The organism is Arenibacter sp. 6A1, from assembly GCF_012272855.1.
GTDB lineage: Bacteria > Bacteroidota > Bacteroidia > Flavobacteriales > Flavobacteriaceae > Arenibacter.
Genome location: NZ_JAAXCQ010000007.1, coordinates 151,937 through 173,165 on the forward strand (window position 1 = coordinate 151,937; position 21,229 = coordinate 173,165).

The window sequence follows — 21,229 nt, forward strand, 5'->3', positions numbered from 1 at the left end:
CATGCTACCGGTTAAACATTTGCAAGCACAGTCCTTACTAACTTCTTCTTTTAGTAAATATATGGTGTTGGGTAGCCGTAAAATAATCGCGAAAAACCTGATTCAGCTGATGATCTTCACGACATGCCGAAACCCCAAGCCAAGGATAAGGCTCCATTATCGCCTTGGAAATGTTCTGGACAGATTCAACAGCCTCTGAATGTATTCGTTCAATGGTGTCTTCACTACAGACCTCTTCCTCGCCAAGCCTTTTTTCAATTTCCAAAGCATAGCCCTTCACCTTCTCATTGGCACTGTCCAATACGGTTTCTAACCCTATCAGCCGTTCTTTAGCGATAAGCTTAGCGGCTTCTTCCAAAAAGTGTTCGGCCATCCCAATATAATTCACCCATAAGGTGAGGTCTGCAAAAACCGAAAAGGGAATGTTAAAAATGGGGCTGTCTAAATAGACCTGATTGTAAAGAAAACTGTACTTCTTATCTATAACCACCTCCTTTACGTCAAAGGAATGGGTAACGGAAGCTTTTAAACCCATCGTATTCCAATTCTCAACGATCTCCACCTTATCCTTAGGAAGTACAAACGAGCGCACCACGGGCGAACCATCCTTATTTTGCAATTCTTCGCCATTTTCAATGATCTTGGCATTCAGGGTAAAATGCGTCAGGTAAGAAGCTCCCGTTGCATAGTGCCACTGTCCAGAAATTTTATAGGTATTGCCCAGTTTTTCTGCGATGCCAAACACCCCGCCACTACCCCCAAAACAAACAGGCGCTACTGGCGCTCCAAAAATTTCAGTGGCCGCTTCGGGTTGCAGGTTGCCTATAAAAAAATTGGCCCCACTGCACAAGGTTATTGTCCAGCCCAGACTCCCGTCTATCTTGGCCAATGATTTTAGCTCTCTCAGTCCCGCTGTAAAAGACAACTCCAATCCCCCATGGCTTTTTGGCACCCATAAACTCCAAAGATTTTTTTCGGCGATCCATTCCAAAACTTCGGTAGGAAACTGCATTGCATTTAAACAAAGATTTCTAAGTTGTTCTATATGATTGTTTTCTTTCATCTTCTATGATTGACAGCCATTTTAAATACCCGGATGTTGCTACTATAAATAGAAAAACCGTCAAGCCCGCATATATATACAACCCTTTATAAAACAGTAATGGAATAGCTATGATATTGCTAATATTGAGATAGATCCAGTTTTCGAGCTTTCTTTTGGCCATTAGCCACATACCCGCCCAGCCAAATGCCACTACAATGGCGTCCCAAATGGGAACATCGGAATTGGTATGGTACCTCAACCAATAGGCCATTAAAAGAAAACAGCCCAATACAATTCCCATAGCTTTTAAATGCTCCGTGGTATCGGATACCGAAATGGCCGCTTCTTTTTTCTGACGTCCAAATTTCCAATATACCCAACCGTAGATACTCATTATAAAGTAATACATGTTCAATAAGATATCGGCATAAAGCTGCGAATGATAAAGCACATATATTCCCACTAAAATGGAAACTATCCCAAATAAATAATTATGAACATTGTTATTCCTTGCCAGCAGTACCTGTGCAATTCCGAAGGCAGTCCCCAAGGCTTCTAACCAAGTAAGGTGTGTGAAAAAATCCTCTATCATTGTTATTTTTTTAACGAATGGGAGGATGAACTAAGAGAGGTATTACGGAAGTCTAACTCCATACATAAAATCCCTACGCCGGCATTATCCGGATCAGGTACAGCATAAAAGCGCTCTTGGGTATCATCTCAGCCTGCTTATTTTAGCAAGCACCCCATTTCAGTGGCAAAGCTATGACTATTATGGCGATTAATGAAGAAGGAAATGGTGAAAATAGCGATAAATTTCCAGTCTTAAAAAAATTAGGTTTCTTTAGTCAAAGAACGCTACCCCTACCCTTTTTAATGGCCTCCTTCCTATAATTAATTGCTTTCATGATTAAATTTTTAAACTCATTACATCAAATAAAGGATTTTTTAGTTGGCAAAACATCTATATAAAAGACACTTCTAAATTTCACCTTCCACTAGTTAAAATCTTAATCAAAATACAGAAAGGATAAAATAAAGGTATTTTTTGCAACTATAATGAAAGTACCAAGTTCTTCCTTTTCTTATTTTTAGATACCTGATATACAACCTAATCCATATGGCTCAGCGAAAAACTGAAAATTGTTCCTTGGAGGCTTTGGGGCATTAGTATAATCAGAGGAAAAACCCGATTTCTCCGTTGATGGATTAAGAGGTGAGATAGTGCTCCTTTTTTTGGGAAGATAGCTATCCTTTAACGTTACATCGCTAAATAGGTCTAATGAAGCAAAAAACATTTCTTATAGCAATCCTTACCGTACTCATAGGAGTACTATATGCCTTTAAAAAAGGAGTGTTTTTTGTTCCTAAGGATGAATATGCGGTCTTGAAATTACCCGAAATAGTTGATTACAACTTTCACATCAAGCCCATACTCTCCGATAATTGTTATACCTGCCATGGTCCCGATGCCAACAAACGCAAGGCGGGATTTCGCTTGGACATAGAAGAGACGGCATTTTCTGAACTTCCCGAAAGTCCAGGTGAATTTCCTATAGTATCCAAAAACCCGCACAGCAGCAAGGCCTACCTGGCAATCGTTTCAGACGATCCAGATGTACTGATGCCTCCACCAAATTCAAATTTAGCACTAAATACCTTCGAAAAACGGCTAATCAAGAAATGGATAGAACAAGGGGCTAAATTTGAGAAACATTGGGCATATATTCCGCCTAAAAAAAATGAACCTCCTAGGACAGAAAAGACCGATTGGGCGCAAAATGAAATAGATGCCTTTGTATTAAAAGTACTAGAGGAAAATAACCTACTACCCTCAGCAAGGGCTTCAAAGGAAACTCTCATCCGTAGAATCAGTCTAGATTTAACAGGGCTTCCCCCTTCCCCCGGGCAAGTACAACAACTTCTTGATGATGACACCGAAGCGAACATCTCACAAATAATCGACGCGTTTTTGGCCTCCTCGGCCTATGGGGAGCGCATGACTCAATCTTGGCTCGATGTGGCCCGATATGCCGATTCCCACGGATATCAAGACGATAGTTATCGTACAATGTGGCCTTGGCGAGATTGGGTGATCCATGCCTTCAACAGCAACCTTCCCTACGACCAGTTTCTAACTTGGCAATTAGCTGGTGACCTGCTGCCCAACGCCACAAAGGAGCAGGTACTGGCAACCGGCTTTAACCGAAACCACCCCATCACCCAAGAAGGCGGTGTGATCCAGGAAGAATACCGTACTAATTACGTGTTGGACAGAACCAATACCCTTGGAAAGGGGATTTTAGGGATTACCCTAGAATGTGCCCAGTGCCACGATCATAAGTATGACGCCATATCACAAAGAAATTATTTTGAAATTTTTGCTTTTTTTAATCAAGTAAACGAAAAAGGGCTACAATTGGATGCCGTCCAGGCAAAAAACCAAAAATTCTTCGCCGATCCTCCCTATATCGAAATTTCCAAGGAAGAGAGTGACGATGTCCTTTCATTTATCAACATGAAAAAAACGCCAGAAATAAAGGTAATGGTCATGAACGACTCAGCACCCAAAACAACGTTTATACTTAATCGTGGGGAATATGACCAGCCTACCGACTCGGTGCAGCCTGCTACACCGGAAGCCATTTTTCCATTTTCAAAAGAACTTCCAAAAAATCGTTTGGGGCTTGCGCAATGGTTGACTGACACTAAAAACCCCTTGACGGCACGAGTCCACGTTAATCGCATTTGGGCCATGTTATTCGGAAAGGGCCTTGTAGAAACTTCCGAGGATTTCGGGGTACAGGGAAGCCTACCGACCCACCCAAAGTTACTCGATTGGTTGGCTGTTGATTTTATGGAGCACGGTTGGGATACCAAGTACCTGCTCAAAAAGATAATGCTCTCCGCAACCTATCAGCAGAAGTCCGAATTGAGAACAGACCTGAAAAAGGTCGACCCCGAAAATAAACTATTGGCCCGAGCCGAGCGGTTCCGCATGAGCGGTGAAATGATTCGAGATTATATTCTGGCTACAAGCGGATTGCTCAACCCTGAAATCGGTGGGCCAAGTGTAAAGCCCTACCAGCCGGCAGGGCTTTGGGAAGAAACCAATGCGGGCGGTAATCGAGGAGTTTTGACAAAGTATATCCCCGATGAGGGCCCCGACCTTTATCGACGCTCCTTATATACCCTTTGGAAAAGAACCCTGCCACCGCCCAACATGACCATATTTGATGCCCCTACCAGAGACTTTTCAGAGGTGCGCCGCCAAAAGACAAATACTCCCTTACAAGCCCTAGTGCTTCAAAACGATGTGCAAATATTGGAGGCGGCACGTGTAATGGCACAACGGATGATCATGGACAAACCAAATAAGACCGATTATGTGACGGATGTCTTTAAACGCATTTTGATACGCGCTCCTAAAAAGGAGGAGCTATTGATCCTTGACAATTATTATCAAGATGCGCTAAAACTTTATCAAAACAATACCGAAGATGCCCAAAAATTAATCGCAGTAGGAGATTATAAACAATTAGGAACGGATGCTGCGAAAACGGCTGCCCTCATGCTTACTGCACAGGCTATTTTCAATTTAGATGAAACGATCACCAAAGAATAAGATTATGGAAGAAGATAAAAACAACCATGAAAACCCATTAAAAGCCAACAGACGACATTTCTTTTCACAGCTTAGCGTTGGTATAGGATCATTGGCATTGGGATCATTATTGATTCCTGATCTTTTTAAGGGAAGCGCCAAAGAATTAGTGAACCACCCCTTGGGTATCGCCCATTTTGCTCCGAAAGCCAAACGCATTATCTATCTCTTTCAGGCCGGAGGCCCTTCCCAGCTAGAATCTTTTGATTACAAACCAACCCTACAAAAGCGGATGGGTGAAGACTTACCTGAATCGATAAGAGCTGGGCAACGACTAACGGGAATGACCGCAGGACAGGATAGTTTTCCCTTGATGCCCTCCGCTGTAAAATTCCGCCAACATGGAGAAAGCCAAACCTGGATCAGTGATTATTTTCCACATATCGCCAAAATAGCAGATGAGATTACCGTAGTTAGAAGTATGCAGACCGAGGCAATCAACCACGACCCGGCCATTACATTCTTTCAAACAGGCAGTCAAATTTCTGGCCGCCCTAGTATGGGTTCTTGGTTGAGCTATGGTCTTGGTAGTGAGAACAAAAACCTACCTTCTTTTGTGGTCTTGACCTCTAGAGGTAAAGGAAATAGCCAAGGCCTGTACTCAAAACTGTGGTCTAGTGGATTTTTAGACTCCAAACACCAAGGAGTGTTATTGCGATCTGGTAAAGACCCCGTGTTGTATCTGAACGATCCCGACGGAATATCACGTTCGGACAAAAGGCATTTATTGGACCATGTATCATCCTTGAACAAACTACATCACGTCGAAACGGGCGATGACGAGATAGAATCGCGCATTGCTCAATATGAAATGGCATATCGAATGCAGATGTCGGTCCCTGATGTGATGGATATTTCCAAGGAACCAGAATCTATCATCAAATTATACGGTGAGGATTGTCAGGTTCCTGGCACGTATGCCGCCAATGCGCTGCAAGCCCGACGGTTGGCCGAGAATGGTGTTCGCTTTATACAATTGTACCATCAGGGATGGGATCAACATGGAAATTTACCCAACGAAATGGCCGGGCAAGCCAAGGATGTCGATAAAGCATCCGCGGCTTTGGTCATGGACCTAAAACAAAGGGGCATGTTAGAAGACACCTTGGTAGTTTGGGGAGGTGAATTTGGCCGTACCAATTACTGTCAAGGAAAGTTTGATCCGACAAACTACGGACGTGACCATCACCCCCGAGCCTTTAGTGTGTGGATGGCTGGTGGAGGGGTCAAACCCGGACTCAGTTATGGGAAGACAGATGAATTCGGATACAACGTGATTGAAAACCCTGTGCATATCAATGATTTCCACGCTACTTTGATGCATGCCATGGGTCTTGACCATGAACAATTGACCTATAAACATCAAGGTCGTCGTTTTCGTTTAACTGATGTTGCTGGTAAGGTAGTAAAGGACCTTTTAATTTAATGAAATGACATATAATTCAAAAAGTAGATGGGTTGATTATTGTGTTTTGGCCCTTTCCGTATTCCTTGTATTTTGCCTGTTTTTTGAATCCTATATCGAACTTCCGAGCTTGGTTTCTTGGATCGGAAGATGGCATCCCTTGGTGCTCCATTTTCCGATCGTACTTTTGTTAATGGCTATATTTTTGGGACTAACAGGAAAGAAAGTGCCAAATTTACTTTTGACCATTGGGGTTCTCTCTGCCTTGGTAACGGCCATTTCCGGTTTTTTTTTGGGGAAAGAAACTCCGGTCAAAGGCGAGCTGTTGTTCTGGCACCAATGGTTGGGCGCAGGTGTTGCCTTGTTCGCAGCCCTTTGGTATGCTTTGTCACAGATGCAGCTCGACCGAAAAATATATACCAAAGGGATTCAAGTGACCTTGATCGGGCTTGTTGGTGTTGCAGGCCACTTTGGGGGTATGGTGACCCATGGAGAAGATTTTTTGGCGCTTCCCATCGAAAAACGACAAGAGAAGATTCCTGAAAATCCGGTTATCTATACGGATATCGTGACACGAATTTTAGACGACAAATGCGTTTCCTGCCATAACCCTAACAAACAAAAAGGGGAATTATTGATGACTAATTTAGTCGAACTGTTTAAGGGAGGTAAAAATGGGAACACCTTGATTCCCGGAGCACCTGAAAAAAGTGAACTTATTAAACGTCTTCATTTGCCTATGGAAGACGAACAGCACATGCCTCCAGACGGAAAACCCCCTTTGACCGATAACGAAATTGCCATATTGGAACGCTGGATAGCCATAGGAGCCTCGGGCACCCTACACTTGAACGAACTCGAAACGACCGAACCTCTAGTGCGCTTAATAGAAAATATGATGGAAGTGGATCCCCCAGATAAATGGTCTAAATTGCCTAAGGTGGCGGACAGTACCCTTCAAAATCTATCTTCCGATTATTTGACAATAGAACGATTGACCAGTAACTCAGATGCCTTGAGTGTAGATATCTATCTTCCGCCCGAATACGATCCAAAACCACTTATGAACTTAATGCGCGTTGCCAAAAACATTGTAGAATTAGATCTAAGCGGGTTGCCCATAGGCCAAGAAGAAATGACCCTTGTTTCCGCTTGCAAAAATTTGGAGTGGCTTGAACTAGACAGAACCCCAGTTACCGATAGGGAAATCGAGAACCTCATCAACCTTAGAAAGTTGTCATTTTTGAAGATCTATGAGACCCCTATTACATATCGCAGTGTTCCGGTATTTCAAGACCTGCCTCAGCTGAAAAGCCTTTACCTATGGGGGACGGATATTTCTGACAAAGCATTGGACGGATTACGGAAAATAAAACCCGGTTTATTGGTCAATAACGGCATCAATGAAGAGGCCAAGGCCTTTTTTACGGCAACTGATTCAATAAAAGAAAAGATAAACGATCGATGAAACAACTTAAAATCCTTACGCCGGCATTATCCGGATCAGATTCTGCATAAGAGCGCTCTTTGGTATCATCTCCGATAACCAAAGAAGGGAGCTACGAAAAGCCTTAAAACAAAAAAACCATCACTTTCGTGATGGTTTTTGGTGGAGAATACCGGAGTCGAACCGGTGACCTCTTGCCTGCCAGAAACAGTATTATTGGTTTAATATAGACTCAAATCCCCCATATATCGCTGTTTTCCAGCTATTTAATATTTTTTAAAATTCAAAAAAGACCACATTAAACCATATTTTGAGTGCAAATTGAGTGCAAATTGAGTGCAAATTTTTGTATCTTTAATTATGAAGACAAATATTACGCTCTCAATGGACACAAGACGCAAACGCAAAAATGGCATGTGTCCTATTATTCTTAGATTAAGCCATCATCGCAAAACAATAGCTATTTCTACTGGTATTGCTGCCCCTCCTGAGTTTTGGAATGAAAAGAGTCGCGAAATAAAGAAAACTTACAAAGGTGTTTCGTCCGTTGCCCGTTTAAACAACCTTCTCACAAAAAAGAAGACAAAGATAAGGGATGGCATTAATGATTTGGAGGAAAATGGTCGATTAGAAGGGTTAAGTATAAATGACCTCAAACAGACCTTGATGAAACCAACAATTTCGATTTCTTTTTTTGAATATGGCCAGAGGTTAATTGAGGAAATGAAAGAAGCCAATCGCTTTGGTAATGCTGAAACTTATAAAGGCGCTTTAGGTGCGTTGAAAAATTTCCATAAAAAAGAAACTCTCCGTTTTGAAGAGATGACCTATGCCTATCTCAAAAGATTTGAAACTGCTCATTTAAAAAAAGGAAACAGCTTAAATGGACTATCAGCATATATGAGAACTTTCCGTGCCATTTACAACAGAGCTATTCATCAGGAATTGGTAACAGCAGATCATTATCCCTTTAGAAAATATAAGATAAAAAATGAACCAACCGCAAAACGAGCAATTAGTAAGGATAAAATCAAGCGTATATTGGATTTAACTTTAGTACCCGATTCTCCTTTATTTCATTCACGCAATTATTTTCTCTCCTCCTACTTCATGAACGGTATTTCTTTTATTGATATGGCATTTTTAAAAATCGGCAACATAGTAGATGGGCGGATTAAATACCGCAGACAAAAAACTGCAAGACCTTATAATATAAAGGTAACGCGACAATTGTCATCTATCTTGGACTATTATTTGAAAGACAAAAGTAAAATGGATTATATATTCCCGATTATAAAACGTGTTGAAACCCAAGACCAGTATAAAGATGTAAAGTGGGGAAGAAAGCGGTACAACAAACGCCTAAAAGAGATTGCCGAACTTTGTGGAATTGAAGAGCATTTAACCAGCTATGTAAGCCGACATTCTATGGCCACCAACCTTATCCTCAATGATGTTCCCATTAATGCGATTAGCAAAATGCTAGGGCATAGTGATATTAGCACCACAGAAGTATATATCAAAAACCTCCCTACTCAAATAATGGATGAATATCAGGAAAGATTAGAAATCTAATGAAGGTTATGTCCTTATTTGAGTTAATACTTTCAAAGTAATAACCAAGGTTTACTAAGTTTATCCAATATAATAAGAACAAACCATCATTTTTCTATTTTCTCCCGATCCACAACAAAAACATCCATTATGTGCGAATTCCAAGACTAAATAAGCAATAATCAAGACCACATCGAAAGCCCCCTGTCCTTGTATTTCGAATAATCCGTAAACTCATCCTTAAACCCATTATAGGATTCCTCTTCTTTGTAAGTGGTAGGACCTAAGAGCGTATCTAAGGCGTTATAATCTGCCTGGAGTGTGTTGGCCTGCGCTCTACGGTCCCGCCCCGTGGCAACGGCCACCAAGGCCTCCTTGAATCCGTTTGCCATATGGTGCTCCACTAGTTCGAGCGGCAAATTGGGTGTTATTCTGTCCAACACGTAACTATACGCCACCTGTTTATAATACCCACTTTCCATCAGATGGCCCATCCAGAGGCTTTTTAAATTGTCCCGTCCTTGGGCTATCATATGATTGAGGATGAGCGGCTGTGTGGCCATAGCGTTGGGAAGCTCAGGGGACGATTGCAAATAGTCCTGCATTTTAATTGACAGTACGACCGTTACTTTATACTTGGAATACAGCGAGCCCACCCTTAGCTTTCCTTCCTGCTCTTCAAAATAAAAGCCCCTGGCATTAAAAAATGCGATGTAGTCCCTAGGGGATTTTTCGAAAGGTGCCTGCATCCGTTCGGCATACCAATGGTAGGCCTGTAGGGCCAAGGTATCGAATCGCTCCCTAAAGGTTGGGGCCATAGCATTATAAAGCTTCGGAAATACCATAGGTAGAAATAGAGCGGTGGTACTTGGTTTTATTTCTTTGGCGGATTTGTCATGCAGCAGTCCTTCAAGCAACTTTTCATTCTCACGTGCAAAATCAGGAGGAGTATACGGGTTTACACTCGTCTGCAGTAGGTTGCTGCCTAGATCCACTGGCCCTTGGTGGAGCTTGGAATTCGCATAAGTCAGCATCCCTTTATCGTACCGTACGCCCAAACTTTTGACAAGCGCACCGAGGACCTCCCTTTGGCCCTGGGTACTGGTGAACAGCACGTCCCTGGCCTGTTGGATAAGGTCAGCTTTCTTTTGCAACTCCTGTTTCTCCTTGTTATAGGCGGAGGTACATAGCTTATCACTGAAGGGATGGTAGTAGGAGTCGATCACTTTCCACAAGGTTTGATTATCGGTATGCAGGTATTTCGCAAGGAAGAGAAAGCGCTCCGATTTCATCATTTCCCTAACCAAGACATCTAGGGGCGTACTTAGGATATGCTCCGAAAATAGGGGTCTGTATCTCAAATCTCTATAGGTCTTTTGATAAGCTTCCCTCAAGCAACGTTGGAATTCCAATTCCAATTGCCTGCTATCCATGTACATCTGGGTGTGTTCGGCTTGGAACAACTCGGGGTTCTCATGGATACCTAGATCACTGGCAATCTCGTCGCTGCGCAGGACATAGCCCGATTTATCATAGATGGTGAAATCAACCACCTGTCCCTGGTCGTTGTAGCTTAGTCTACAATCGAGCTTTTGATGCGAGCCTAGGATGTCAGGAAGGTGCTCGGGGCGAAGTGTCCGAAATAGTTTATAGGTAGTTTGTATTTGTTTTTTCAAACGCTTTCTTACCATGGGCAATAGGGCCGATTGTTGATTACGCTCGAAGACTTGTTGGAGTTTGGGACCGGAGAATTGGGGGTGTACGGTATAGCCGCCAATAAAACGGGACCGGTACCCTTCCTTGGTAGCAATGCCATAAGCTACCCCTACCCTACTAGAACGCTCCACCACCTTCAGCTGAATATGGTACTTTTCAAGTAGTTTGGCAAGTTCGTCAAAACTCCGCACCTTATGTTTTTGCAGCGTGTTGTTCAGGATGTCCTGCATATAGAATCGGACCCCATTACCATCCTGGGGATTAAACTGGGAAGTTTCCAATATAGGAAGCTCTCGGACCGTCCTTTTTTCCGGGGACGGGGAAAGTCCAAATTGTTTCTCCAGGTGTTTCTGGGCGGCCATGCTCCTTCTATAGTCAAACGATAGATTAATCTGGCTACAATCCTCCCTAATAGTACTGGAGACGATGTGTACGTGCTCGTGTTCCGTATCGTGATGCCGTACCACGATATAGGGCTGTTCCCCATAGCCCATGTATTCCATATAGGCTTTGGACAGGGCCAAGAATTTAGTATCGTCCAGGTGTTCGCCACGGGGGAGGTTCAGGGTGGCATGTATATAGCGTTTTTCGGAGGCATGCCGGAAGCCCAAAAAGACAAGCACCTGTTCGAAGACCTTAAGGTTGGTTTCCGTATCGGAATAGGTGTTGTGGAAGCCGAGGATGTTAGAATCCGGTTTCCCCAGGACGTATTTCAGTACGCCTTGTACTTTGTTCCGATAAAGGAGTCGCGCGATCATTCCAGGTTCGTTTTGTTAATAATTGTATTCAATGTAGCGACCAATTCATTGGCCCTTTTCATCTCGGCTACAAGGCTTGCATTGGGGCTCCGCCTGTTCTTGTAATGGGCCACTTTTACCAATTGATTGAGGTTGGTCCCTATCTTGTTCAGTTGATAATTAACTTTAGGCATACTAACCGGTAGTCCTTCCGTTTTTTCTACCTCCTTGTTCAGAATGAGGGTTCTTAAAAAAGGGCCCACCGTACCTCTTTTATGAAAATCGACCTGATAGGACTTTAAAAGCGCCTTCACATTTTCCAGTTCTTCGGTATTGAACCGGAGCGTGATGGCATGCTTTCGCTTTCTGTCCCCTAACCGTTTCCTGCCGATGTTACTAATGGCCATTGTGCTGCTTGTTTTTTACTGCCGAAGGCAGCTTTTCACTTCGTTAGAAGTAGGAGTTTTGCGTTGCGCAAAACATAACTTGCTATCCGTTAAAAACGGATATTCTTATATAAATATAAAGAACTAAAACACATCATAAAAGACTTATTTACAGTATTTTAAGACTCTTAGCCACATCAAACCATATAAAACCATTTAAGTACAGTCTATCAGTTTATGTGGTCTTTCTATTTGTTTGAAATAGTGGAAAAAGCGGTACAGTGAACCCGTTTTCATAGCTAGGGAGAAAAAGGGCAAGGGGTTTTTCTCCCCTTGTGCTTTGGTGCGGCTCCGAGGGTGTCGGGAACATCCGCCGCCAAAAACCTTACTAGTCGGATCGATGTAAAGTGTGGGAAGGGGAAAAATTATATCCGAAAGATGGCCCGACTTCCGCCTTGGAATAATTTCTATTGAAAGTCTAATTAGTCGACCCTTAAAAAAGGGTTTAAATATATGATAAACATTTATTTAAATCATTGTATATCATTGCAAGTTTTTTAAGAAACCTAAACAAAAAATCACCAACCAAAACAGTCTGTTTTTTAATTTTTTGAAGATACATTAAACCAAAGCCACCCTCTTTTTATTCTTAAAAATAAGATCTACCAATATTTTTGTGGAGAACAGTCTTTTATAACGACCCCACCCTGTGAAGCTAGCGATCTAGTCCATTTCAGGAGCAGGATTGGAGACCGGTGTATAGAACTTATCCTAAAGCAAAGCATCCGTGTCAATGGAGACGATGCCAATGACGGTAACCTCAATTTGGATACAACTGTACAAAAGAAAAATATTACATTTCCAACAGATGCAAGCTACGCAAAAAAATCATCAGAGAATGTAAAAGAATAGCCGACAAAGAAGAATTGCACGTAAGGCAGACCTACACGAGGACACTGAAGGTACTGGCTAGAGCCGGGCGCTTTAGGAGCCATCCTAAGAAAAGGGCCAGGACAGTGAAAGCAGATAAAAAGGTGAAAACCATAGCAGGCAGACTGGTAAGGGAACTGAAAAGGAACCTTCAGTCCAATTCAAAACATCAGGCCCGATTAGATCTTTTTGATACTATTTTCATATGTGTTTTGTTTGATTTTTCAATAATTAAGGGGAAAGCAATATCTTAGATCTTAGTGCCCTATTATAGAATTTTTCTATTTAAGTTGTGCTTTAGGCTGGTATTTTAAAGGTTATATTTAAACTTTAAGAGATAAGTTGATATAAAAGGATTAGAAAAATGTAAATTTTCATATTCGTGCTTCCAAAGGATATCACTACCCTTTTTAGCGACAAGTGTTTGTGCTTATCCAGTTATCGACTCAATTTCAAACACAGGTTTAATATCCTAGTAAATGGAACGAGCACTATGCTATCGTTAAGCTACTGGAGTCAATCGTACCGAGAACCCCAGTTTTCTTAATTGGCCTACTGTTTTCTGAACTTCTTTTTGTTTGCGCTTTCGTTCTGCCTTCTCGATCTGCAACAATGGCTCTTTATAGGCCTCTTTATTTTTTAGGATAAAATACGTTGCTATAATGATCTTATGGCTGACCGCCACTAAAGCTTTTTTACTGCCTTTTCGAACCAAAAGCTTTTGGTAGAATCTCTTCAAGTATCCGTCTTTGCGCCGGGTTGCTCCCCAAGCTGCTTCAACTAATGCGGACTGGATGTGCTTGTTCCCGTGGATGACTCGGGTGTTTTTTTTTTACCCGCACTCTCATTGCTTCCCGGGCTTACTCCGGACCAACTTGCCAAATGGTGCTGGTTGGGAAAACGTTCCATGTCCACACCGATCTCACTTACTATGGCCAAGGCCGTGTCCTTTCCCACGCCATCAATGGTCTGTAATAAATCCAGCTCTACCTGATACTGGGCCGCGGTAAAATCTATTTGGCTGTCCAGTTTAGCGATAAGCTTCTCATTTTCTACAATGGACTCGCGGATCATCTTTAGCATAAACCGGTGATGGGGCGTGATACGTCCGGTCAGGGCCTTGGCCATTTCTTCCCGCGGGGCTTGTACACGGCCGTGGACGTGGGTCAACAAGTGAGCAACGTTATCCTTTCCATCGATGATATCATTGATAATCTTGGAGGCACTTCCTCCCTTTACATCACTTATCACGCTGCTCAGTTTGATATTGCAATCCTCCAAGACTTTTATAATGCGATTGGTCTCTGAAGATACGAACTGGATTTTTTTCTTTTTGTAGCACATCAAATCCCGTGAATCTCGGATCTCTATGGGAGGTATGAAGCTACCTTTCAATAATCCGCTTAACAAGAGTTTGCTCAGCCAGGCACTATCTTTTTTGTCCGACTTGTGCCTGGGACGTTTTTAACGTGCCGGGCATTTACCAGAATAATTTCAAAATCTTCCTCTAGGATATTGAAAACCGGTTTCCAATAAATCCCGGTACTTTCCATGGCAACATGGGACACCCCTTCCTCGTTGCACCAATCACGTAACTCAATCAAAGAGCTTGTATAGGCGCTAAACTCCCTGGTTTCATAATCTTTGTTGCTCCTTCTAACGGTGGCAACAATAACATCTTTGTGAACATCTATTCCACATCCCACAGAAAAAAGTTGCTCGAAATCAACTACTTTCATGTCAGATGAATTTTATATCTAATTTAAGCAAAAAACTCATCGGTGTTGGCGTTTGCTAAATCATGGGTATTTCAAAGCATTCAAAACTGTATAAAAAACTCATGCTACCCTCGGATTGAATAAAAAACTTTTTTAAAGGTCAACTAATTAAACCTGTGATTTAGTAAACTTTTAGAGATTGGTAGCTTGTTCCAAGTAAAGTTCATTTGATGGAACTCATTCAAAATTGACATTTTAAAGATTTTGATTAGAAAACCAGAAATAAGGATAGTGCCTTTATTCTAAAAAACAACTTAATATTTTATACGAAAATGAATTAGAGTCAATTAGCAATAGTTAGAATAAAGAAATACTGCCTACAGTGCCGGTAAAACCGAAAGAAGAGAAGTTCCCATAAGCCAAAAGGACATTGATCACCGTTATGACCTTCGACGGGCGTGGCCCTCCCCTATACTGGAAGGAAATACTGACGTTTACGGATCAACCATAAAAACCACTTGCAAACGGCTAGGCGGGAGCGCTATGTGTCCTAAGGTAATGTTAAACCAAAAAGAGACAGGACGGTTCACCAAACTGGCGCAAAAGTCGGATTTAGGTCAATAGAAAAATTCTAAAGTTCAAAGGCCAACACAAAACCACGGCAATTCTGCCAAAATACGGGGACTTAAACAACGCTAAAAAGAAAGCTTTCCCAATCGAAGGAGAACGGATCCGACAACAATATATACAGCCCTAGCCTAACGGCGCGCGGAATACTTCTTTGTTATTGTCAACTGGTTTTTAATTCAGTTAATTCTTTAAGTTTCTTTTTTAATTCTGCAATTTCAATTTGTTCCTTTAATTTTTTCTTTTCATAGATATTTTTTTGTAACTCACTTTCATTAAGTATACCAAAGTTTGTTAATTTTACATAAAGTCCTACTATAATTGACAAAAGAATTGAACCAAAACTAATTAATAACACTTCATTATTTCTATAATTATTAAATTCGTCTATAAAGATATAAATCATAATTATTCCTCCAATAATTGAAGCAATAAAAGTTATGATTCCTAAAGTTATAATTCCAATTCTTTTTTTTGATTCCATTATTTATTAATTTTTAATTTTCGATGAGTAATTAATTCCTAAAACTCAAAAAATTAGTTTGAATTTCAGATCTGATATATTATTGGTTTTGCAAAGGTATAAAATCTTTTAATTAACCTTTTTCCATAAATATTGTATCCATTTACGCCTTTAATAAAAATTAGAATATACCATTTAGCATCTGTATTAGAATCTTTTTCATATGGACAATTTCAATTTTCGTGCTGGTGAGGTCTTCTTATGTGATGATAATGATTTCCTCAATTTTTTCTATCATAATGTCCACCACGACTATCAGTTCCTACACTATAAGCTGTCAATTGAAGAGATAAAAAAGATATTGTAAAAATTGAAAATTTCTTTTTTCATTTCCTATTTTCATAATCTTGTTTTTCGATAATTGCTGGTTGCTGGTTGCTGGAAAAAAGAAAAGCTGCCCCCCTTCAAGATATGTTGGCCACAGTACCGGTAAAATCCAAAGAGGAGAAGTACACCATTGCTCAAAGGGAAGTGTCCCATCTGCAAAAAGGGAAAATTGGTCACAGTTATGACCTTCGACGGGCGTGGACCTCCCCAATACTGGAAGGAATTGCTGACGTTTACGAATCAACGTATGCAACCCAAAAGTTTAGGGTCCTACCTAACAAATCTTATCTTTTTAAAATCAAACTAATCCCAATATATGGTTTACCAGCAAAGAATCGGTTTAGTCAACACTGCGTTGCTATTGGGCCGTACCGGCCACACGAACTCTTATTTGCAGTTATTTTTACTTAAAATTCTTTTCAGGATTTATGATTTCATTTATTGAAAATAACCTAAAAAATGTATCTTGAATATTTCCAAAAATTCTCGGTGAAAAACTTTGGAATTTGTCTATTTCAAGAGTTGATGATTCATAAATAGTATTTAAATACTCTTGGTTTTCTTTTATAATCTCAAGGTTTAAACCAGAAATAATCGGAAATATGAAAATCTTTTTCTTTGTTTCAAAGTCTAATTTTTCAGTTTTATCTTCATAATATTGTTTTAAACGGCTATTTAAAAAATCCGAAAATTTTTCTTTCTCATATTTACTTATATTATAATCAATTGTTTTAACGTCAATATAAATAGTTTCGTTTTGTCGGTTTAAAAATTCAAAGTCAATACTTCTTTTATTAACTAATTCCTTTTCGTATTTTTTGAAAGCATATTTTTCAGATAAGATTAAACAAGTTGCGATTTCGCCCAAAACATGATGAAAACTATGTTTCTCAAAGTTAAATAACGATGCTTTAATCAGATCTTTAAAATCCTTAAATTCTCCGTAACTTTTGAATTCTCCTAATAGATAATTAAAATAACTAAATTCATTTCGGATTATATTTGAATTATTAAATTGATGTTCTAAAAGCAGATTATTAAAGGAAGTAATAAAATTTGTCTTAGTATTTAAACCATTATTTTTATCCATAAATTCGAACCCTTTTTCGATAAATGTCAAAAACTCTTTTTCAGATAAATACTCGAATAAATTCTTAAAATACAGATTTACAATTCCTAAACTATTTTTAATTCTTATTTCAGATAGCATTTTGAGAGTGAGTTTGTTTAATTGCAAGTAAACTAGTTGATATGATCAATTTAACAAAAAACGACAGATAAACGTTAAATAAGGGATGTATATTAACATAAAAGCACTAAATTACGTTTATATAATCCCTTAGCTATATTTGATTAATTTACAATTCTTTAAAACCTTAATTCAAATTAAAAGGCACGGCGAAAATACCATTATCAGTTATTTGGGCTTACTTACTTCTTTTGACATTTTTATAGGTGTTGAACATCTAATACACAGATTGGAATCCCCATTTTTATTGCAAAAAATTAAGGGAAGTGGTGATTAAAAAAAAGTATGCAAATACAAATCAGAAATAATTATTGACTGCTATTGTACTTTATATAAAAGAAACGTACAATACCCTTATAGATTTAGACACGGTAAAACCGTAGCTGGTACTGACGGATATTCTTTCACAGAAAGAAATAAAAAACTTATTTCGGAAAACAACCAACTTAAAGCATCAAGCACTCTTAATTACAGTTTATACCTTAGGCTTACGAAGTGGTGAGCTCTTAAATCTTAAGATTGCACATTTAGATGACGAACATAAAACTATTATAATAAAGGCAGCCAAAGGGAAAAGAGATCGGAAATTGCCTTTCCCAGAATCCCTAAAAGGGTTCCTTAGGCAATATTTTAAGGAGTCCAGGTCCAAAACCTACTTGTTTAAAGGCAAGAAGGGCCTCTCCACAGCCACTAGCTAAGCGCTGTTTTTAAAAAGGCTGTTAAAAACCGGGAATTAAGAAGTCGGTAACCATACATAGCCTACGACATGCCTACGCAACGCATCTTATCGGAGGCAGGAACAGATTTGTGTCTAACTCAAGAACTTTTAAGACACAATACCATAAAAACTACCATACTTCATACAAATGTGTCAAATAGAAGCCTATTTTCAGTAAAAAACCACTGGATTTTTTCACTGAACAACCCTCCCTGTCCAAGACCAATTTTATAAATGAGTAACCCCCAAGGATAGGAAGCCAAAACCACAGTTTTATAATACTCCCCATTTTTAAGACAGCAAGTTAAGTTGTAATTTAACCCTGTCAAATATGAAGAAATCAAGAAGAAAATTCAGTGCGTCGTTCAAGGCCAAAGTGGCCATTGAAGCGATAAAGGAACACAGTAGCCTGCAAGAGCTTGCGGCCAAATTTGAACTGCACCCCAACCAGATATCAAACTGGAAACGTGAGTTTTTGGAAAATGCCGATCTGGCCTTTGGAGAGAAAGCAGAAAAAGAAAACCCGGAATCAGAGACCGGTCCTCTCTACAGTAAGATCGGTCAATTGCAAGTGGAGAATGATTTTTTAAAGAAAGCCTTGGGCAAATGAGCACTACCGAGAGAAGACAAAAGGTAGTGAGATCTCATCCAGGGCTAAGTCTTGTTGAGCAGTGCGACCTCCTAGGGATCCATCGTTCCGGGCTGTACTACAAGCCCAAGAACGAGAGTCCGTTGAACCTTACGCTCATGAGGAAAATAGATGCATGCTTTTTGGAGCATCCCTATTATGGAGTGGAACGTATGACCGATTACCTGAACCTTGACCTTGGGTATTGCATTAATGTAAAAAGGATAAGACGGCTGTATAGGCTCATGGGCCTTCAGACAATTTATAAAAAACCCAGGACTACTGTCAGGGACCTTCAAAGCTATAAATATCCTTACCTATTAAAGGGTCTGAAAATAGAGCGTCCCAACCAAGTCTGGCAGACCGATATCACCTATATACCTATGTCGAGAGGCTTTATGTACATGAATGCAATAATCGATGTCCACAGCAGAAAGATACCATTGTTAAATACGGGGCACCAGAGATTCATAATTCCGATCAAGGGGCTCAGTATACCAGTAACCAATACATCGACGTTCTCAAAGAACATAACATCCAGATTTCTATGGATGGCAAGGGAAGGGCCCTGGACAATATTTACATCGAACGTTTTTGGAAGTCCCTAAAATATGAAAAGATATACCTTAACCCTCCAAACGGGGATTGGACTTGTATCAAACGGTAAGGGAGTATATCGAATTTTACAATACCAAAAGAAGGCATACGGAAATAGGAAAAGTGCCACCAGATCAAATATATAACTCTAAAAAAATAGCATCATAAATAACTAAGAAATATATTTACCCTGTCTTACGAATGGGGAGTAGTTTATTGCCCCCAAATCAGCTCTAGATGGCCTAGAGTCATAAATAAAGCCAATTTTTGAGTGCAAATAGAGTGCAAATAAAAAAGACTTCAAAAGTTAAAACTCTTGAAGCCCCGTGTTTACTGGTGGAGAATACCGGAGTCGAACCGGTGACCTCTTGCCTGCCAGGCAAGCGCTCTAGCCAGCTGAGCTAATCCCCCTTTTATTTCAAGATGCAAATAAACTACTTTTTATTTGACTATCAAAATACTTGTGCTAATTATTTTAAAAAAATCAATCTTTTTTTACACTGAGTACCAAAACTGGTACCGGAGCAAAGAATTCCGATTTAGGAATGGTGTTTCTCTCCCATAATTTTTTAAAAAAGCCCCTTTTTCTTCTAAAGACACAAAGCAGATCGGGATGTTGTGTCTCAAAATATTGTAATACTCCCAAATAAGTAGTGGTGTTTTCAGCTAAAGTAAGGTTGTCACTTAAATTCATTAAGGCCATATTAATTTTAAGGTCTTCCTTGGTATAGCCAGGGGTTTTTACAAACAACAAGCTAATATTCGAATTAAATTTCTCTTTGATAAGTAATAAGGGATTTAATATTCTTTTGTCTTTTAACACGCCAGATTTAAAGGCTGTCAAAATATCAGTGAAAGGTTTAAAAACCGTCCCTTTAGGTACAATTAAGGTGGGGATATTGGTGCGTTTCACAATTTTTCCTGAAACATTGCCCAAATAGAGTTCTTCCCTACTATCATTGCTCCTTGGCGCCAAAATAATGAGGTCCAGGCCCAATTCCTTATCAATACTCTTTAACCCTTCTATGATTCCGCCATTGTAGGTAGCAATTGTTATATCTACTCCCTTAGCGGCCACCTTCTCAATAACCCGCTTTAGATGTTCCCTGCTTCTTTCAGCAACTATTTCATCAATATTTGCCAAATCGCCGGCAACGGCCCTAATATTGTAAACTTCCATGACATACACCTTATCACCGAATTCAGCGGCAAAGTCCACCGCGTATTGCAATGTTTCATGCGCATCTTCCGAAGCGCCAATAGGAACGAGGATATTTTTCATAAGAGTGGTTTATTGGTTTTTAGTTTTTTTCAATAACGGTCCTTTGGTGATTTCAGCATTTCCCTAAAGCAATCCTCGATCTTTGGACGGCGGTTTTAATGGGTCGGTTACAAGTCTATTCTTGATTATTGGCTTAAATTTACCATTTTAAAAAAAACGATAGATGATTAGGCGGGCAAAAAAACATGAAATTACCGACATCCTCGGCATCACCAATTCCTGTGCAGAAGATATGATAAAAAAGGGTATTTTCCAATGGAACAAAAACTACCCCTCTAGGGAAGCCTTTGAAAAAGACCTAGATAGAAATGAACTTTATGTTCTGGAGAAAAATGACATCATAATAGGATGCATTGTTATTTCGGACTTTATGGACAAGGAATATATTCCAATACACTGGGACACCCCAAATACCAAGAACATGTATATTCATCGATTGGCGGTTCATCCCAATTACCAGGGAAAGGGGTATGCAAGTTTACTTATGGATTTTGCCGAAGATGTGGCCAAAACCCAAAATTTTCTTTCTGTACGTCTTGATACTTTTAGTAAAAACAAACGCAATATTTCTTTTTATACGGCCAGGGGATACCAGCAAAAAGAGGATATCTATTTCCCACATAAAAGCGAATTTCCCTTTCATTGTTACGAACTTGTACTATAATTTTTTTAGGCC

General features: G+C 40.0%; 19 protein-coding genes, 2 tRNA genes and 1 riboswitch. Of the genes, 9 read left to right on the plus strand and 12 right to left on the minus strand.

Features of this window, described 5'->3' with window-relative positions; genetic code table 11:
• Nucleotides 1-37: 37 nt before the first annotated feature.
• Both HCG49_RS08225 and pnuC read right to left on the minus strand, forming a co-directional pair.
• Nucleotides 38-1,063 carry an acyl-CoA dehydrogenase gene (locus HCG49_RS08225; RefSeq protein WP_240938659.1) on the minus strand — a complete coding sequence of 342 codons (1,026 nt, stop codon included), beginning with the start codon at nucleotides 1,061-1,063 and terminating at the stop codon, nucleotides 38-40.
• Nucleotides 1,032-1,637, minus strand: coding sequence for a nicotinamide riboside transporter PnuC (pnuC, locus tag HCG49_RS08230; protein ID WP_168469055.1), 606 nt, complete (start codon nucleotides 1,635-1,637; stop codon nucleotides 1,032-1,034). Before pnuC ends, HCG49_RS08225 begins: the two co-directional genes overlap by 32 nt.
• A 53-nt stretch (nucleotides 1,638-1,690) precedes the next feature.
• Nucleotides 1,691-1,804: riboswitch (TPP riboswitch) on the minus strand.
• Between the two features lie 523 nt (nucleotides 1,805-2,327).
• Between pnuC and HCG49_RS08235 the strand changes: the two genes are divergently transcribed.
• From HCG49_RS08235 to HCG49_RS08245, 3 genes are read left to right on the plus strand one after another with little or no spacing between them, the layout of a single operon-like run.
• Nucleotides 2,328-4,670, plus strand: a complete 2,343-nt coding sequence (locus HCG49_RS08235) for a PSD1 and planctomycete cytochrome C domain-containing protein (RefSeq protein ID WP_168469056.1) — start codon at nucleotides 2,328-2,330, stop codon at nucleotides 4,668-4,670.
• Between the two features lie 4 nt (nucleotides 4,671-4,674).
• Nucleotides 4,675-6,135, plus strand: coding sequence for a DUF1501 domain-containing protein (locus tag HCG49_RS08240; RefSeq protein ID WP_168469142.1), 1,461 nt, complete (start codon nucleotides 4,675-4,677; stop codon nucleotides 6,133-6,135).
• 4 nt (nucleotides 6,136-6,139) lie between these two features.
• A complete protein-coding gene (locus tag HCG49_RS08245; protein WP_168469057.1) occupies nucleotides 6,140-7,582 on the plus strand; it encodes a c-type cytochrome domain-containing protein in 1,443 nt (480 codons plus the stop codon).
• Between the two features lie 139 nt (nucleotides 7,583-7,721).
• Here the strand turns inward: HCG49_RS08245 and HCG49_RS08250 are convergent.
• Nucleotides 7,722-7,804: transfer RNA gene (locus tag HCG49_RS08250), tRNA-OTHER, on the minus strand.
• A 117-nt stretch (nucleotides 7,805-7,921) separates the two neighbouring features.
• On the opposite strand from HCG49_RS08250, the gene HCG49_RS08255 reads away from it, so the two are divergent.
• Entirely contained in the window at nucleotides 7,922-9,136 is a 1,215-nt protein-coding gene (locus tag HCG49_RS08255; RefSeq protein ID WP_168469058.1) for a site-specific integrase, read from the plus strand.
• Nucleotides 9,137-9,297: 161 nt separating this feature from the next.
• Here the strand turns inward: HCG49_RS08255 and HCG49_RS08260 are convergent, their stop codons facing one another.
• The 7 genes from HCG49_RS08260 to HCG49_RS08290 all read right to left on the minus strand — a co-directional run bounded on the left by HCG49_RS08260 (nucleotide 9,298) and on the right by HCG49_RS08290 (nucleotide 17,289).
• On the minus strand, nucleotides 9,298-11,589 hold the full coding sequence (locus HCG49_RS08260) for a relaxase/mobilization nuclease domain-containing protein (protein WP_168469059.1): 2,292 nt from the start codon (nucleotides 11,587-11,589) through the stop codon (nucleotides 9,298-9,300).
• Nucleotides 11,586-11,975, minus strand: a complete 390-nt coding sequence (locus tag HCG49_RS08265) for a plasmid mobilization protein (protein WP_168469060.1) — start codon at nucleotides 11,973-11,975, stop codon at nucleotides 11,586-11,588. The genes HCG49_RS08260 and HCG49_RS08265 overlap by 4 nt, the downstream gene beginning before the upstream one ends.
• Nucleotides 11,976-13,386: 1,411 nt before the next feature.
• Entirely contained in the window at nucleotides 13,387-13,623 is a 237-nt protein-coding gene (locus tag HCG49_RS08270; RefSeq protein WP_168469061.1) for a hypothetical protein, read from the minus strand.
• A 41-nt stretch (nucleotides 13,624-13,664) separates the two neighbouring features.
• Nucleotides 13,665-14,228 carry a transposase gene (locus tag HCG49_RS08275; protein ID WP_205764365.1) on the minus strand — a complete coding sequence of 188 codons (564 nt, stop codon included), beginning with the start codon at nucleotides 14,226-14,228 and terminating at the stop codon, nucleotides 13,665-13,667.
• A 74-nt stretch (nucleotides 14,229-14,302) separates the two neighbouring features.
• Nucleotides 14,303-14,623, minus strand: coding sequence for an IS110 family transposase (locus tag HCG49_RS08280; protein WP_168469063.1), 321 nt, complete (start codon nucleotides 14,621-14,623; stop codon nucleotides 14,303-14,305).
• A gap of 769 nt (nucleotides 14,624-15,392) precedes the next feature.
• Nucleotides 15,393-15,713: a hypothetical protein gene (locus HCG49_RS08285; protein ID WP_168469064.1), complete on the minus strand. Its 321-nt coding sequence runs from the start codon at nucleotides 15,711-15,713 to the stop codon at nucleotides 15,393-15,395.
• Nucleotides 15,714-16,482: 769 nt separating this feature from the next.
• Entirely contained in the window at nucleotides 16,483-17,289 is an 807-nt protein-coding gene (locus HCG49_RS08290; RefSeq protein WP_168469065.1) for a hypothetical protein, read from the minus strand.
• A gap of 455 nt (nucleotides 17,290-17,744) precedes the next feature.
• On the opposite strand from HCG49_RS08290, the gene HCG49_RS18810 reads away from it, so the two are divergent.
• The 4 genes from HCG49_RS18810 to HCG49_RS18815 all read left to right on the plus strand — a co-directional run bounded on the left by HCG49_RS18810 (nucleotide 17,745) and on the right by HCG49_RS18815 (nucleotide 19,439).
• Nucleotides 17,745-18,026, plus strand: a complete 282-nt coding sequence (locus HCG49_RS18810; RefSeq protein ID WP_410488989.1) for a tyrosine-type recombinase/integrase — start codon at nucleotides 17,745-17,747, stop codon at nucleotides 18,024-18,026.
• Between the two features lie 351 nt (nucleotides 18,027-18,377).
• Nucleotides 18,378-18,656, plus strand: a complete 279-nt coding sequence (locus HCG49_RS08300; protein ID WP_168469066.1) for a transposase — start codon at nucleotides 18,378-18,380, stop codon at nucleotides 18,654-18,656.
• Nucleotides 18,653-19,282: an IS3 family transposase gene (locus HCG49_RS08305; protein WP_168469067.1), complete on the plus strand. Its 630-nt coding sequence runs from the start codon at nucleotides 18,653-18,655 to the stop codon at nucleotides 19,280-19,282. The genes HCG49_RS08300 and HCG49_RS08305 overlap by 4 nt, the downstream gene beginning before the upstream one ends.
• A 43-nt stretch (nucleotides 19,283-19,325) precedes the next feature.
• A complete protein-coding gene (locus HCG49_RS18815) occupies nucleotides 19,326-19,439 on the plus strand; it encodes an IS3 family transposase (protein ID WP_410488990.1) in 114 nt (37 codons plus the stop codon).
• A gap of 166 nt (nucleotides 19,440-19,605) precedes the next feature.
• Here the strand turns inward: HCG49_RS18815 and HCG49_RS08310 are convergent.
• Together HCG49_RS08310 and HCG49_RS08315 are read right to left on the minus strand one after the other, a co-directional pair.
• A tRNA-Ala gene (locus HCG49_RS08310) sits at nucleotides 19,606-19,682 on the minus strand.
• Nucleotides 19,683-19,755: 73 nt separating this feature from the next.
• Nucleotides 19,756-20,553, minus strand: a complete 798-nt coding sequence (locus tag HCG49_RS08315; protein WP_168469068.1) for a universal stress protein — start codon at nucleotides 20,551-20,553, stop codon at nucleotides 19,756-19,758.
• A gap of 163 nt (nucleotides 20,554-20,716) precedes the next feature.
• On the opposite strand from HCG49_RS08315, the gene HCG49_RS08320 reads away from it, so the two are divergent.
• Nucleotides 20,717-21,217, plus strand: coding sequence for a GNAT family N-acetyltransferase (locus HCG49_RS08320; protein WP_168469069.1), 501 nt, complete (start codon nucleotides 20,717-20,719; stop codon nucleotides 21,215-21,217).
• Nucleotides 21,218-21,229: the final 12 nt, after the last annotated feature.